Source organism: Nostoc sp. CCY 9925 (assembly GCF_963920935.1).
Taxonomy (GTDB): Bacteria; Cyanobacteriota; Cyanobacteriia; order Cyanobacteriales; family Nostocaceae; genus Nostoc.
In genome coordinates this window covers 1-16,531 of sequence record NZ_CAWUDO010000091.1, presented here as the reverse complement: position 1 = coordinate 16,531, position 16,531 = coordinate 1, and the positions used below count along the sequence as shown (strand labels likewise).

General features: G+C 41.5%; 12 protein-coding genes. All 12 read left to right on the top strand.

The window, feature by feature from the left end; genetic code table 11:
• Positions 1-307 precede the first annotated feature (307 nt).
• The 12 genes from ACM0OY_RS31200 to trpC all read left to right on the top strand — a co-directional run bounded on the left by ACM0OY_RS31200 (position 308) and on the right by trpC (position 16,493).
• Positions 308-469: a hypothetical protein gene (locus ACM0OY_RS31200; RefSeq protein ID WP_414572645.1), complete on the top strand. Its 162-nt coding sequence runs from the start codon at positions 308-310 to the stop codon at positions 467-469.
• A gap of 363 nt (positions 470-832) precedes the next feature.
• Positions 833-2,716, top strand: coding sequence for a scytonemin biosynthesis protein ScyA (gene scyA / locus ACM0OY_RS31195; RefSeq protein ID WP_414572644.1), 1,884 nt, complete (start codon positions 833-835; stop codon positions 2,714-2,716).
• 149 nt (positions 2,717-2,865) lie between these two features.
• Complete coding sequence (gene scyB, locus ACM0OY_RS31190) at positions 2,866-3,927, top strand: tryptophan dehydrogenase ScyB (RefSeq protein WP_414572643.1); 1,062 nt, start codon at positions 2,866-2,868, stop codon at positions 3,925-3,927.
• A gap of 39 nt (positions 3,928-3,966) precedes the next feature.
• Positions 3,967-4,938, top strand: coding sequence for a scytonemin biosynthesis cyclase/decarboxylase ScyC (gene scyC / locus ACM0OY_RS31185; protein ID WP_414572642.1), 972 nt, complete (start codon positions 3,967-3,969; stop codon positions 4,936-4,938).
• A gap of 63 nt (positions 4,939-5,001) precedes the next feature.
• Positions 5,002-6,288 carry a ScyD/ScyE family protein gene (locus tag ACM0OY_RS31180; protein ID WP_414572641.1) on the top strand — a complete coding sequence of 429 codons (1,287 nt, stop codon included), beginning with the start codon at positions 5,002-5,004 and terminating at the stop codon, positions 6,286-6,288.
• Positions 6,289-6,382: 94 nt separating this feature from the next.
• Positions 6,383-7,759, top strand: a complete 1,377-nt coding sequence (locus ACM0OY_RS31175; RefSeq protein ID WP_414572640.1) for a ScyD/ScyE family protein — start codon at positions 6,383-6,385, stop codon at positions 7,757-7,759.
• A gap of 174 nt (positions 7,760-7,933) precedes the next feature.
• Positions 7,934-9,103 (top strand): scytonemin biosynthesis PEP-CTERM protein ScyF, encoded by a 1,170-nt coding sequence (gene scyF, locus ACM0OY_RS31170; protein ID WP_414572639.1) that lies wholly within the window; start codon positions 7,934-7,936, stop codon positions 9,101-9,103.
• Between the two features lie 108 nt (positions 9,104-9,211).
• Positions 9,212-10,501, top strand: a complete 1,290-nt coding sequence (locus tag ACM0OY_RS31165) for a glycosyltransferase family 4 protein (protein WP_414572638.1) — start codon at positions 9,212-9,214, stop codon at positions 10,499-10,501.
• Between the two features lie 91 nt (positions 10,502-10,592).
• A complete protein-coding gene (gene tyrA / locus ACM0OY_RS31160) occupies positions 10,593-11,525 on the top strand; it encodes a bifunctional chorismate mutase/prephenate dehydrogenase (protein ID WP_414572637.1) in 933 nt (310 codons plus the stop codon).
• Positions 11,526-11,644: 119 nt separating this feature from the next.
• A complete protein-coding gene (locus tag ACM0OY_RS31155) occupies positions 11,645-12,853 on the top strand; it encodes a 3-dehydroquinate synthase (RefSeq protein ID WP_414572636.1) in 1,209 nt (402 codons plus the stop codon).
• 466 nt (positions 12,854-13,319) lie between these two features.
• Entirely contained in the window at positions 13,320-15,545 is a 2,226-nt protein-coding gene (locus tag ACM0OY_RS31150; protein WP_414572635.1) for an anthranilate synthase, read from the top strand.
• A 72-nt stretch (positions 15,546-15,617) separates the two neighbouring features.
• On the top strand, positions 15,618-16,493 hold the full coding sequence (trpC, locus tag ACM0OY_RS31145; RefSeq protein ID WP_414572634.1) for an indole-3-glycerol phosphate synthase TrpC: 876 nt from the start codon (positions 15,618-15,620) through the stop codon (positions 16,491-16,493).
• Positions 16,494-16,531: the final 38 nt, after the last annotated feature.

The following is a 16,531-nucleotide window of genomic DNA, read 5'->3' as shown; positions in this document are numbered from 1 at the left end:
AAGGAAAAATTAAAGCTAACTTTTTAACAAGATACAGCAATTACCTTAGAAGCTTGTTTTAGCTGAAAGTCTTATCTACTAAGAATTATGATTTCGCTGTAAACAGAGAAATTAAATACCGATAAGTTAAGTCAGCGTGATTAAACTAAACTATGTAAATCTTTGTAATGAAAAAGCCTAAAGTTTCTCTGCCTTGCCTCCTTAGACTTTAATCTTATTAATTATAGTTGTGTTTATTCCTACCAACTCATTAGCGATCGCCCAGCTGTTGTAGTTTTGCTGATGCGTAAGCTAAAACACTTTTGATGTGCATCAAAATCAAAAGAGTTTTCGTCGAAAATGTAATGATATAGCTGATGAGCGATCGCTAGATATTAATCTTCCAGGATGGCTAACTAAATATTGTAGCCATCGCCACAAAAGCGAAAAATTTGACATCCTTATCAAAAGATTTTTCATTGCACATTAGTCTTGATTAGATTAGATCTCATCAAATATCAATCTTGGCATGTGCTGAGTATTAGTTAATTACCGTAATCATCACAATAGAAGCGAAAAATTTGACACGCTCATCAAAAGATTTTTGATTGCACATCTGTATTTATCTCCCTTATTGTGATTTGTATAAGCACAGCCTGATTGCTGTATGATTTGCAAAATTTTCTTTGGTAATCCGCTCACAAGTATCAATCAGCAGCGATCGACTCTTTCTACTATCAACTAAGCTTGGCCATAACTGAAAAAATACAGATTTGCTTGTATTAAATATTTTCACTGCTGTGATTGTCAACGAAACAGCCTTTGTGTAACTTTATGTAATTCCCTGAAAGCAATGAGTCAAAATTATACAGGTTCAAACTCTCCTCCAATTGCCACTGAGCCATACAACGAATTTCCATCAAACAAATATGTAGAATCTGTGTCTGACGTTTCCCATCAGCTTGATGAATCAGATAAAAATGGGGAAATTCAGCCTTTTTTCTACAATGAAACAGCCCCAATACCCTCAGTTGCAGATGCGATCGCTCAGATGTTGGTCAATTTGGGAGTAAACTATGCCTTTGGTGTCGCTGGTGGTGCGATGGCAGCCCTTTGGGGTGCATTGTCCAATAGCAACATCAAGGTGTTGAACTTCCGTCATGAAGCCGGAGCGGCCTTTGCAGCCACCGAGGCCTACTTTGCCAGCGATCGCCCTAGCGTCGTGTTCACTACAGCAGGCCCGGGTATCACCAACGCCCTCACCGGCTTATTTGCTGCTCGTGGCGAAGGTGCAAAGGTGATTTTATTATCGGCTTGCACCTCCGCAGCACAACGCGGACGTTGGGCAATTCAAGAAACCAGCACATACACATTGCCCAGTGGGGGAATTTTTACCCCAGGAGCGCTATTCAACTATGCAATCACCATCGAATCTGCCGGTCAACTTCCACAGATTTTTCGCAAACTTGCTCTGGCTTTAGCGCAACCGGGGGGATTTGTCGCTCATTTGAGCATTCCCACCGCTGTGCAGACAAGTTTAGTTGAAGGTATAGCCTTGCCTCAACTAGATGTTTCTCGTTCTCACGTAACTCCTTCTAATGAAGCGATCGCTAAATCTGTCGAGTTATTATCATCCGGCCCCTTTGCCATCTGGGTCGGTTTCGGTGCCCGCGATGCAGCAGACGAAATCCGCCAACTAGCGGAAAAAACCGGAGCAGCAGTCATGTGTTCGCCCCGTGGTAAAGGCATCTTTCCTGAAGATCATCCCCAGTTTGTGGGTGTCACCGGTCTAGGCGGTCATACTTCCGTCTTGACTTATATGGAACAGCAGACTCCACTACACACACTCGTATTAGGAACCCGTCTTGGCGAGCCAACTTCCTTTTGGAGTTCGGGTTTAGTTCCCAAAAGAGGCTTTGTCCATGTAGATATTGACCCAGAAGTACCAGGAGTAGCATATCCACATGTGGATACTTTGGCGGTGCGGTCTGATATCAAAGCCTTTTTGCAAGAACTGTTGCAGTACTTCCCAGATACTCCTCTTGCACATTTGTCCTTTCCTCGCCCGGAACGCGAAGCCATCGCACCTGCACCAGAGGTAGACTATCCTGTGCGACCAGAAGTATTGATGGCAGCAATTCAAAAGATTGTTGTTGAGGGTAGTGATGCCATAGTGATGGCAGAATGTGGTAACTCATTTACTTGGTCAACACATTTATTACAATTTGCCCAAGCCAATCGTTACCGAGTCAGTACCGGAGTGGGAGCAATGGGTCATGCTGTCACAGGAGTATTGGGTGCAGCACTGGCGAACAATAGTAAAGCTGTGGGTATTGTTGGCGATGGTGCAATGCTGATGAATAACGAAATCAGTACAGCTGTGAAATACAAAATTCCGGCTATTTGGATAGTACTCAACGATGCACGTTACAACATGTGCCATCAAGGGATGAAAATCTTGGGATTAAAAGGTGCCGACGCAACACTTCCACCGACAAACTTCGCCATGATTGCGCGTGGTATGGGAGCAGAAGCCATCGTAGTTGTTAGAGAGTCAGATATTGAACCTGCATTAGAACAAGCCATCGCCTCAAATGTTCCTTTTCTCATTGATGTTGTCATTGATGGCGATCGTCTAGCACCCTCCGGTGGACGTAATAAGAGTTTGGCAGCACAAGGAATCAAATCAAATCCTGCTCAAACTCCAGCCAAACCAGTTTCATTTCCCTTAGTTTGACTTCAACAGCCTTCTACTTAGCATCTTTCTCTTGGCGGTTCTCCTTTGGGAGAACCCGCAGGATAGCCGCCCTAATTTTCTTATACCTTCAAAGCGTCAGACAAAAAACTTGCGCTAATCAACCCAAAAATCAACATTGAGAAACCAAAATGCTGCTATTTGAAACTGTTAGAGAAATGGGTCACGAACAAGTTCTTTTTTGTCATGGTAAAAATCCAGAAATTAAAGCGATTATTGCTATCCATGACACGAGTTTGGGACCAGCAATGGGAGCTACAAGACTCTTCCCTTATGTTAGTGAAGAAGCTGCTTTAAAAGATGCCCTGCGTCTGAGTCGGGGAATGACATATAAAGCCGCCTGTGCCAATATTCCGGCTGGTGGAGGAAAAGCAGTTATTATAGCTAATCCTGAAAATAAAACGGATGATTTATTGAGAGCTTATGGACGTTTTGTTAACAGCATCAATGGACGTTTTATTACCGGACAAGATGTAAATATTACCCCTGATGATGTGCGAACAATCGGTCAAGAAACTCAATATGTTGTTGGGCTATCAGAAAAGTCCGGTGGACCTGCTCCTATAACATCTCTAGGAGTTTTTCTCGGAATTAAAGCCGCGGTTGAATTTCGTTGGCAAACTAAAAGACTTGATGGACTGAAAGTAGCAGTTCAAGGTCTAGGAAATGTAGGTAAAAATCTCTGCCGACACTTACATGAGCATGAGGTTCAGCTTTTTGTCAGCGATATAGACCCAGCAAAAACAGAAGAAGTAAAACAGCTTTATGGTGCAACTGTTGTAGAACCGTCCGAAATTTATTCTCTTGACGTGGATGTTTTTGCCCCTTGCGCTTTAGGAGCAATTCTTAATAGCCATACAATTCCTTTTCTCAAAGCTAACATCATTGCTGGTGCAGCTAATAATCAATTAGAGAATGAGCAGCTACACAGTCAAATGCTTGTTAAAAAAGGGATTCTTTACAGCCCTGATTATGTAATCAATGCTGGAGGGCTAATTAATGTTTATAACGAAATGATTGGCTATGACGAAGAAAAAGCATTGAAGCAAGTCCATAACATCTATAACACATTACTAGCAATTTTTGATATTGCTCAACAGCAAGGAGTTACTACTAATGATGCTGCCAAACGATTAGCGGAAGACAGGATCGCAAGGGGTAAACGAAACAAAAATAAAGCGATCGCAGCTTAATTTTTACTAGTTATTATCTATTGATTTTAGGAGTGAAAAATGGAAAAAAATACGTTTGCAACATCAGCTTATATTGCAAGTTCACCAGAGATTGCCTTTGACTATCTTTGTGGGTTAAAAAATTTGGATGAATGGACGCTTTACAGCCGAATGAAAGAGCAAATTGATGAAGATACCTGGCTAGGAAGTGCGTCTGGTTATCATAAAAATCTCTACTATCATGTTAAAAAACTAGACAACCAACTTTTCTATGGTATTGAGTGGCACTGCGGGTTAGAGTATCAGAAATATTTTCAAGTGTACCCTGTTTTGCTCTTTCCTCCAGACTACATTGAGCCTGGAACAGACGAAAAGGGTGTGTACTTTCACTGGTTAAGCTTTGTCGATCCAAAACGGCAAACTCAGATGATTATGCAGGGAATTCACACAGTACACACTTCCGAATGTCGTTCTCTCAAAGGTAATTTGGAACGCAAAGCTGGTCATACCACAGCAGTTAAGGGACGGTACTTTATTGATACTGACACCATCTATGTTGATGCTCCAATTGAAATTGGGATTGAATACTTAAAAGACTTACGAAATATAGATGAGTGGGCGCATCTACTACGACCAAATGGCGAGATTACTCTGGATTCAGGTGAATTCAAAGATGAATATGACCAGAAAGTAAAAGTTTCTGTGCGGGTACATAGTTTGAGTAAATACTACCTAGTTGAACAGGAATACTTTTATCCAGACTACGAATATTATCAGCGGTCTGTAGCGCTACTGATTCCAACCGCTTATGCTTTTGCCGATCCCGAAGCTGCTGGTTTTATCCTGCATCGCATCACATTTTGGAAAGTAGATGGAACCGTTAGCCACGGCAAACTTCAGATTGAAGATTTTGGGGCTGAGAGCATGAATATTAAACGATTGCTAGAAGCGAAAGCTGGCAATTTAAAATCATTTGATCGCGGGATGAGTTACTTACCAAAAATTAAGGAGGAGCTAGTTATTAGTAATTAGTCATTGGTCATTAGTCATTAGTCATTGGGTAAACGACGAAGGACAAATGACAAATAAAAAAATATGAAACTGAAGCAAGTTAGTATTACTTTCCTGAGTTTTTGGGTTCTCGGTTTTTCTGGAATCAAATCTGCGGAAGCTGCATCATTTTCGGTAATCGCCGAGGGTCTTGATAATGCAGGAGGTTTAAGTTTTGGCCCTGATGGTAATCTCTATGTCACAGAGGCGGGAATAGGGGGAAGTGGAAGTTGTGTTCCACCACCAAGTGGTCAGGGCGATTCTTTATGCTATGGCACAAGTGGTGCAATTACCAAGATTGAGAATGGTAAAACCGAACGTATACTTACGGGACTTCCTTCCTTAGCACTACCAGATGGTACTGGAGGCGCTGGGCCTCGTGACATCAAATTTGATGCTACAGGTAAGCCTTATGTTCTGCTTGGGTATGGGGCTAATCCAGCTTTTCGCGATCGCAATCTAGGTAACACTGACCTCGGTAAAATTATTGCACTCGACTTTAATACCAACTCCTGGACAAGTATTGCGGATATAGCTAACTATGAACTTGCTAACAATCCTGATGGAAATGATGTAAGTAGCAATCCCTTGGGTTTTGTAATCGATGGCAATAATTTAGTTGTCGTTGATGCAGGTGCAAACGACTTGCTCAGTGTAAAAACTGATGGGAGTAATTTAGAATCTATTACCACATTTCCTCAAGACATATTGACTAATCCAGTCTTTCCACCTGCTGGTACTCCATCGAATGAACCATCGCAGGTGCCATCTCTAAACGAAACACCGCAATTGCAGTTTCCAATTCAAGCAGTACCTTCAAGTGTGGCTAAAGGCCCCGATGGTGATTATTATGTCAGTCAATTTACTGGTTTTCCCTTCCCAGAAGGTGGAGCAAAAATCTACCGCATAGGCGCTGATGGTTTACCAACAATCTATGCCGATGGCTTTACCCAACTTACAGACTTGGAATTTGATACTGAAGGCAATTTGTATGCTTTGCAGTACGCTAATCAGTCAGCTTGGAAGGGCAATTTTGATGGTTCTTTAATTAAGATAGCTGCTGATGGGACTCGCACAACCATCCTCAGTGGGAATGGATTAGAATCACCCAGCGCCTTGACTATTGGTTCTGATGGTGCAATTTACGTTACAAATCGCGGCGATCGCCCTGGTCAAGGACAAGTACTCAAAATTGAAAATTTCAAATCTATTCCAGAACCGAATAGTGCTTTAGGCATATTAGCGATCGCTGCTTTGGGTGTTGGTTGGTTGCAGAAAAAGAGAAGCCCCAAAACCTCTGGCCAGTTCTACAAAATTCCTCCTGAATTCTGACGCCTTGGCAGAGCGAGAGTGTCTTTGGCTCTGCTCCTGAGTTCTGAATAAAAATTTCCACAAACAAATTATTTAACTCTCAATCTTCCAAGCTATGAAACTCAAGTCATTTGTCCTTACATCTGTAACATTCTGCTTTGCTGCTATTTGTGGAACACCATCTGCACAAGCCGCAACTTTAACGACAATTGTCGATGGAATTAGTAATGCACGGGGTGTTAGCTTTGGCCCTGATGGAACTCTCTATGTAGCAGAGCCAGGTATCGGAGGCAACGGTAATTGCCAACCATCTCCAAGTACCCTGTTTCAGCCTATCTGTGCTGGTAATAGTGGTTCACTCGTCAAAGTCACACCAGGTGGTCAGCCACAGCGTATACTCACTAACTTTCAGTCTCTAGCAGAACAACCCAGTGGTAACCAAGGCGCCGGTATTCAAGACCTGCAATTCGATTCTCTGGGAAATGCTTATCTTCTGACTGGGTTTGCTGGTTATCCAGGAAACCGCGATCTACCAACACTTAACCTTGGTTCTCAATTTCCCATCCCACCGCAGCAACTTGCTACTTTCCCGCCATCAACACCCGATAAAGTTTTGAATACACCGCTTCTAGCGCAACTTTACAAAGTAGACTTGAACACGGGATCTCTCAACAGCATTTTTGACTTTGCCAAGTATGAAATCACCAAAAATCCAGATGGTGGGGATGTGGTAACCAATCCCTATGACCTGGCTATTAGCGGTGATAGTGCTTATGTGGTTGACGGTGGTGGGAACACTGCTTACAAAATTAAACTTGATGGAACTGAATCCCAGGCAATTCCAATTCCTAAAAATATTATTAGTAAGTCCGATTTACCACCAGGATTAGAAGTACCTCCAGGGCTATTAGATGAGCTTCCAGGAGGAAAAATCGCAATTCAATCAGTACCCACAGGTGGTGCAATTGGCCCAGATGGAGCTTTATACGTTGGTGAATATACGGGTTTTCCTTATCCAGAAGATAAATCACGGATTTTCCGCATCGGTGAGGATGGCAACCCAGAAGTTTATCTAGATGGGTTTACGCACATCACAGACCTAACCTTTGATGAGGACGGCAATTTGCTGGTGTTACAGTTCAGCGACACCTCCCAATTAGGCGGTGACATCACAAACCTGCCTGGTTCTCTGATCAAAGTTGCTGCTGATGGCACTCGTACAACACTTGTTGCAGCAGGCCAAGGGCTTGATTCGGCTGATGGAATTGATATTGGCCCTGACGGCAAAATTTATATTACCAATCGTGGTGTTGGTCCAGAACTAGGGGAAGTTGTTCGGGTAGATGGTCTGGTTGCAGAGAGTATCCCCGAACCTGGTTCAGTAGCTGGCTTATTAGCACTTGCTAGTGTAGGCGCCACTACTGCGATCGCCAAGCGAAAACGCGTTCCAAAGTTGGATGAAGATTTGGTAGCCAAAGCAGAGACTGTCTAATTCGTTTTTACCTGGCTTTGTCAGGGAGTGCTTAGAAAATAGAATGCTGCCTCACAGAGAAAGTTGCATTTCAAACACGAGGCAGCAGTCCAAACTTCAGAGTTCCCAAACTCGGACTGGGAACAAAATTACTCCAGGAAAGAGTATAACTCATATAACCAGGGCTTAAAACTCATGGGATTAGTCAAAAATTTGTCAGTTGCTATTGTCGGTGCTGGATTCACGGTATTGGCAACAGCAGCCCAAGCCAAATCTTTAACATTAAGCTACGACAGTAGTATTGGTAGCCCCGGCTTTGGTCCTGGGCAGCTCTTTGTTCCCCAAGGCATAACAGTAAATGACACCGGGAACATACTTGTAAGTAACGGTCGCGGTCTTAACCCAGATGGTACTTTCAACCCCAACATCGGTAACAAAGTTGAAGTATTCAATCCTCAGGGTAATTATATCGGAGCGATCGGCGAGGGCGGCAAAGGACCTGGACAATTCGACGAACCATCAGCCCTAGAAATCGACCCAGATACTGGGAATCTCTATGTAGGAGATGTTTTCAACAACCGTGTTAATATCTACGACCCCCAAGGTAACTTTATTAAATCATTTGGTGAATTTGGCGGTCTCATACCAGGTAGAGCTTTCTTTGGCCCATCTGGTGTGACATTTGACAAACAAGGCAATGTATATATTGGTGATTTTAGTGGCGACAAGATCAACAAATACACCAAGGACGGCGAGCTAATTGGTAGCATTGGCAGTTCTGGGACTCAGCCTGGGCAGTTTCAAGGACCAGCAGGTTTAAGAATTTCCCCAGTCAGCGGCAATTTCTTTGTCAGCGATCAATTTAACAACCGTATTCAGGTTCTCGATCCTCAAGGTAATCCCCTCTTGACATTTGGCAAACAAGGCACCGGAGATGGCGAGTTTAATCAGCCAATCGGCATCGAAGTAGACGAGTTTGAGAATATCTATGTGGCTGATTCTATCAACAGTCGCGTTCAAGTATTCGACAAAAACGGTAACTTCTTGACTTCATTTGGTAAAGCTGCCGCAGCACCACCTCCCCAACTAGGTGAACCACCCTTTGGCGATCCCCTCGACCTAACACCAGGTGTATTTAACTGGACAGCTGGCACAAGCTATAAAGATGGCAAGCTCTATGTAGGTGATTTCTTCCAAGGTCGCATCCAAGTGTTAAAAGTAGAAGGCAGAAAACAAGTACCGGAACCAAGTTCAGCCTTGGGTCTAGCATTACTCGGACTTGGGGCTGCTACCGTCACATTGCGGAAACATAGACAACAAAAATCAGCTTTGAGTTTTGAGAAGGAACTGCAAAAACAGTGCTGAGTTTTCATAGGTAAGAGTTAGGTGGGCAGTGCCCACCTTATATGTCGCAATGATGGGTTAACACAACAAAGCTAACGTTCTCAGCTACCTCTAGACCATTAACATTTCATGCAGATTCTGATTTATTCATACAACTATTATCCAGAGCCAATTGGTATTGCACCTTTGATGACCGAACTAGCAGAAGGGTTAGTCAAACGAGGTCACGAAGTGCGGGTGATTACAGGTATGCCTAACTATCCTCAGCGCCAGATTTACGATGAGTATCGGCGTAAGTTATACATTACTGAAGAAAAAAATGGCGTTATTATTGAGCGTTGTTACCTGCGAATTAAGTCCAAACCTAACCTCATAGATCGGCTACTTTTAGAGTTGAGTTTTGTCTTTACAAGTTTCCCACAAGCCTTTAAAGGCAAACAGCCCGATGTAATTCTTTTAACAGTGCCGCCGCTACTAATTTCCTTACCTGCAATCTTGCTTGGTTGGTTATACAATTGCCCAGTAGTGTTGAATGTGCAAGATATCCTTCCAGAAGCTGCTGTGCGTGTTGGGCTAATTAAAAATAAGTTAATGATCCGAACTCTGGAAGCCTTAGAAAAATTTGTCTACCGAACTGCACATACTATTAGCGTGATTGCTGATGGTTTTGTAGATAATTTAATCGATAAAAGTGTACCTGCTAATAAAATTGCTTGCATTCCAAATTGGGTGAATCTCAATTTTATTCGCCCTTTTCCAAAGGAAAATAACTCTTGGAGAACTACTCATCAACTCGATGATAAATTTGTAGTACTTTATTCAGGTAACATTGCTTTAACGCAAGGTTTAGAGACAGTAGTAGAAGCAGCAGCTTGCTTGCGTCATATCAAAGAAATTGCCTTTGTCATAGCCGGAGAATCCCAAGCCCTCAAAACTTTGCAACAACATTGTCTTGCTTGTGGAGCAGATAACGTTTTATTGCTGCCATTGGAACAACGAGAAAAACTACCACAAATGTTAGCAGGCGCAGATGTGGGGTTGATTGTGCAAAAGCGCAATGTAATTTCCTTCAATATGCCTTCTAAAATACCATTGCTGTTAGCCAGTGGTCGCCCAATTGTAGGTTCAATTCCCGCCACTGGCACCGCTGCCAAAGCTATCAAAGAAAGTGGCGGCGGCATGATTGTTGAACCAGAGTCAGCAGATGCTTTGGCAACTGCGGTACTGGATTTATATAATCATCCAGAACTGGCAGCGCAATTAGGACAAAAAGGCAGAAAGTTTGCGGTAGAAAATTATTGCTTTGAGCAAGCGTTGGATCGGTATGAAAAACTATTTTTTGATGCGATCGCCAACAAAGTATCAAATTTAGAGATTTTACCAAAATTGAGTTCTAAAGAATCACTTGTGGATATTTGAAAATCAGAAATAGTTATTTTAACTGTTAATATCCAGTATCTAATCAGCAATAACTAGTCAGCAACGCCCAATTATATGAGATGACTGAATTATGAGTTTAGATAAACTGAAAAAAACTGACCCAAGCTCGATCGCTCTAATTAGCGATCGCCTATCATTATTAGATAAAGAATTACTTTTTCAAGCTGATATTCCTGAATCTGCAACAACCCATATCAGTCCTCGAAAAATTACCATCATTGGTGGACATGGCAGAATGGGAAGATTATTTAAAGAGCAATTTTTGGCGGCAGGCCATAATGTTAGCGTTCTAGAACACGAAGATTGGGAATACGCAGAACAATTGTTAAATTCGGCAGAGCTAGTTTTAGTAAGTGTTCCCATTGAATACACAGTTGATGTTATCAAGCGTGCAGCTAAATACCTAGCACCAACTACAGCTTTGTGCGATGTCACGAGTATTAAAATACAATCAACTCAAGCAATGCTTGAACACCATTCAGGCCCTATTATGGGTTTACATCCGATGTTTGGTCCGAATATTAAATCGTTTTTAGGGCAAAAATTTGTGATATGTCCAGGGCGAAACAACGATGCATTTCAATGGTTATTAAACTCGATTAAAATTCAAGGCGGCGAGTTAGTTGTTTGCACGCCTGAAGAACACGATGAAATGATGGTAGTTATTCAAGCGGTGCAACATTTCTGTAGATTGAGCTTTGGCGTTTTCTTAGCAGAAGCAAAAATTGATATAGAACAGAGTTTATTAATATCAACTCCTAGTTATCGGCAACAAATTGACAGTGTGAAACGTTTGTTTTCCCAAAATTCTCGCTTATGTGTGGATATTATGCTAGCTACTGAAGAGAGATGTGAAGCAATTAATTCTTTAGCTAATACTTACAGTCGGTTGGCAAGACTGGTGAGAATGAAAGATAGGGACGCATTAATTCAAGAGTTTGAAAGTATTCAAGGATTTTTTCAGGAGAAAAATAAGGCTCTTGTACAATCAGCAGAATTTTAAATTACAGATAATGTTATCTCACGCAGAGGCGCAGAGTAAGAGTTTTAGATAAATTCGATAATTACAACAATAGCTTTGGTGTTTGAAGAAGAAAGACTATTAGATATATCAGCAAAAGTATGGTAGTTGACATTAATAAAAAAAGTAGATTCAATCTGCAACCAATTCATCAACGTGTTTCGGTTACTTTCAACTATGAGGTTTACTTCACCCAAAATTTATTTGAGTTGAAAAATCCCACGTTAGCTCAAATAATTACAGCGGATGGGGAGACAAAGCCGAAGAAAGTTGTAGTGGTGGTAGATGCAGGATTATTGGAATTACAACCTAGGTTGCTTGGGCAAGTGGTAGCGTATACTAAGTTTTATGCAGAGGTACTAGCGATCGCCACTGAACCAATCATAATTCCGGGTGGGGAAGCTGCTAAGAACGATCGCACTTTATTAGAGCAAATCCATCAAATCATTGAAGCAGCAGGATTATGTCGCCACTCCTACTTGTTAGCGATCGGCGGTGGGGCTATGTTGGATTTGGTAGGATATGCTGCTGCAACTGCTCATCGCGGAATTCGTCTAATCCGGATTCCGACTACGGTGCTAGCACAAAATGATTCTGGGGTTGGAGTAAAAAATGGCATTAATGCCTTTGGGAAAAAGAATTTTCTTGGCACATTTGCGCCACCTTATGCAGTTATAAATGACTCTGCGTTCTTAACAACTCTAAACGATCGCGATTGGCGTTCTGGGATTGCAGAAGCAATCAAGGTGGCGTTAATTAAGGATGCTAAGTTTTTTGATTTTATCCACTCTCACACCGCAGCCCTTGTGCGGCGAGATATGGACGCTATGCAACAAATCATTTATCGTTGCGCCCAGTTGCATTTAGAACACATTGCTAACAGTGGCGATGCTTTTGAAATGGGTTCGTCTCGTCCCCTGGATTTTGGACATTGGGCGGCTCATAAACTGGAGCATTTGACAAATTATAGCTTGCGTCATGGCGAAGCAGTGGCGATCGGTATCGCTTTGGATAGCACTTATTCCTATTTAGCAGGATTGCTTGATTGCTCAGAGTGGCAACGGATATTAAACACTTTATCAGCTTTGGGTTTCACTTTGTATGTGCCAGAACTAGCTAAGAAGTTATCACAACTGGAACATCCTCATTGTCTGTTCCGAGGTTTAACTGAGTTCCGCGAACACTTGGGTGGAGAATTAACTCTAACGCTGTTACAAGGGATTGGAAAAAGAATTGAAGTTCACGAAGTGGATTTGTTGTTGTATAAGCAAGCAATATCGCTGTTGCGGGAATTCAGGGTTGAATTTTAAACACAGAAGTTGCAAGGCAATTTTTTGGGCTACAAACTTGTGTATAGGACTGATATTTGATTTTTGAAAAAACTCCCTACAACTCAAAAAGCCTTCTTTTATATTGCCTACGAAAGTAAGTTCACAAATAAAAGCGGATTACTAAATAATCTACTACTTTTGAAGGATGCCAATAATTTTAAAGAATGTTGTCAGAAAATGTACTAGAAAAGCAGGAGAAAAAGCGAATAAATTGACACCCAATCTAAATATTATCCAATGTATTATCTGCTTGATATCTAGTACTCTTAAATAAGAAGTAAAAGATTTTTTACTTACAAATTCATAACAAGATGCAGATTTGGATAACTTTAATTTAGGTGATATTGCATTATCTAGACTTGTTTCTAATTTGAAGATATTTATCAATAACGATTAATAGCTCTTGATGAATGACTGACTAATAACTATTACAGAGAAATTCCTCATGGTTTTTGATTCACGTTCATACACAACCCTTGGCGGTGTCAGTATTTCTCGCTCGATCACAGAAGTTAAGATAGACACTGCCCTCGAAGAAATTTTGTTTCACTTAAATTCTCAGCGTGGAGGCTTGTTAAGGAGCAGCTACGAATATCCGGGGAGATATAAAAGATGGGCGATCGGATTTGTGAATCCGCCATTGGAATTGACTACACAGGAGAATGTTTTCACTTTGATAGCGTTAAATGAACGCGGCCGAGTAATTTTACCATTACTTTTCGAGTATTTATCTAACTCCAGACAACTTGAGAAAGTTAATCTAGATAATAACCACCTTGTGGGCTTTGTTAAACCTAAAAAACAATTATTTGCTGAAGAAGAACGTAGTAAACAACCTTCAGTATTTACAGTAATTCGTGAAATATTACATGTTTTTTCTAGTCAAGAAGACGAACATTTAGGATTGTACGGCGCGTTTGGTTACGATTTAATTTTTCAGTTTGAACCAATTCCCCAGCGATTGGATCGTCCTAATGATCAGCGAGATTTAGTGCTTTATTTGCCTGATGAATTCATCATTATTGACTACTATCAGCAACGTGCATTTCGTCTACAATATGAATTTGAAACGGCGCATGGTAGCACAAATAATTTACCTCGAACAGGTGAGTCTGTAGATTATCGTGGAAAACATCTTCTCCCAACTCAAACTGCTGACCATACAATAGGTGAGTATGCAAAAAAAGTTGAGGTTGCACTTGATTATTTCCGCCGAGGGGATTTATTTGAAGTAGTTCCTAGTCAAAACTTTTTTGAAGGTTATGAAGAAGAACCCAGCAATTTATTTGAAACTTTAAAGGATATAAATCCTAGCCCTTATGGATTTATTTTTAACTTAGGTGGAGAATATCTAATTGGTGCGTCTCCAGAAATGTTTGTGCGGGTTGAGGGTAGGCGGGTAGAAACTTGTCCAATTAGTGGCACTATTGGCAGGGGGCAAGATGCTCTTGATGATGCTGTGCAAATTCGGCAATTACTCAATTCACACAAAGATGAAGCTGAGTTGACGATGTGTACTGATGTCGATCGCAATGACAAATCTCGAATTTGCGAACCTGGTTCTGTACGAGTCATTGGTCGTCGCCAAATTGAATTATACAGCCATTTAATTCACACAGTAGATCATGTTGAAGGTACACTGCGATCGCAATTTGATGCTTTAGATGCATTCTTGAGCCATACTTGGGCGGTTACAGTCACAGGGGCACCCAAAAAAGCAGCAATAGAATTTCTTGAACAACATGAAAAAAGCGCTCGACGTTGGTATGGTGGAGCAGTTGGCTATTTAAATTTCAATGGGAATTTAAATACCGGATTAATCCTGCGAACAATTCGATTAAAAGATTGCATTGCCGAAGTGCGAGTTGGTGCTACTGTTCTTTATGACTCGATACCACAAGCAGAAGAACAAGAAACAATTACAAAAGGTGCTGCTTTATTTGAAACAATTCGTCGCGTTAAACAAACGAGTCACAAAATAGATAAATCCAGTTCTATCGAATTAAGTAAACACATCCCAAGTGTGAAACCAGGGAAACGTGTTTTACTAATAGATTATGAAGACTCATTTGTTCATACATTAGCTAATTACATTCGCCAAACTGGTGCTAGCGTTACCACATTACGTCATGGTTTTTCTGATTCATTATTCGACAAAGAACGACCTGACTTAGTTGTTTTATCTCCCGGCCCCGGTAGACCAAATGATTTTCACCTTTCAGAGACTGTCGGCGCTATTCTTTATCGTCAAATTCCGATTTTCGGAGTTTGTTTAGGACTGCAAGGTATCGTTGAAGCTTTTGGTGGAGAATTAGGAGTTCTCAACTATCCCCAACATGGTAAATCCTCACGAATTTTCGTCACCGAACCCAATTCTATTACCTTCAAAAATTTACCAGAATCCTTTGCAGTGGGTAGATACCACTCATTATTTGCCATACCAGAACATTTACCAAAAGAACTCAAAGTCACAGCGATTTCTGATGACGATGTAATTATGGGCATTGAACATCGGACACTTCCCATCGCCGCCGTTCAATTTCATCCAGAATCAATTATGACTTTAGCAGGAGAAGTCGGTCTGGAAATCATTAAAAATGTGGTGCGTGTATATACGCAAGATGAAAAGTCATTGGGCATTGGGCATGGGGCATGGGGCATTGGGCATTAGGAATGCTGAGTTAAGAATTATTCTCCCCCTGCCCCCCTGTCCCCTCTGCCCTCCATCTCACCCAGGCGTTTTATGATTAACCAACTTACCTCTGGCCGCCACATTCTTGAAGAGATTGTGTTGTATAAAAAGCAAGAAGTTGCACAAATGCAGCAACAATTTTCTTTAGCTTTTTTACAACAAAAGTTAAGTGTAGCTCCGACTGTACGAAATTTCTTGAGTGCTTTGCAAGAAAATCCCCAGCAACCTAGCTTAATTGCTGAAGTAAAAAAAGCATCACCTAGCCGTGGGATTATTCGAGCAGATTTTGACCCAATTGCGATCGCTCAAGCTTATGAACGAGGTGGTGCAGCTTGTCTATCAGTCCTCACTGACCAAAAGTTCTTTCAAGGCAGTTTTGATAATCTGCGTGCTGTGCGTCAGCAAGTAGCATTGCCCCTACTGTGCAAGGAGTTCATCATTGACCCTTATCAAATTTATTTAGCACGGACAGCGGGCGCAGATGCAATCTTGTTAATTGCCGCTATTTTATCAGACCAACAACTCCAAGACTTTTTGCGAGTGATTCACAATTTGGGTATGAATGCACTGGTGGAAGTTCATACCTTAGCTGAATTGGAGCGGGTGCTAAAGCTTGACGACTTACGTTTACTAGGAATTAACAATCGTAATTTAGAAGATTTTACAGTTGATTTAAAAATCACACAGCAACTCTTAGCACAGCGTCAACAATATTTACAAAGTTTAGATATCACCGTCGTCAGCGAGTCTGGACTGTATACACCTGCTGATTTATCTCTTGTCGCTGAAGCTGGTGTCCGTGCAGTTTTGGTAGGAGAGTCTTTAGTTAAACAAAGCGATGTAGAACAAGGTGTGCGTAGTCTTTTGAGTGCTGAGTCCTTAGTGAAGTCTAAAAAATCAAGCTCTGATACTCGTTCACGAATATAAAAGGCTCGTTCACGAATATAAAAGGCTCGTTCACGAAT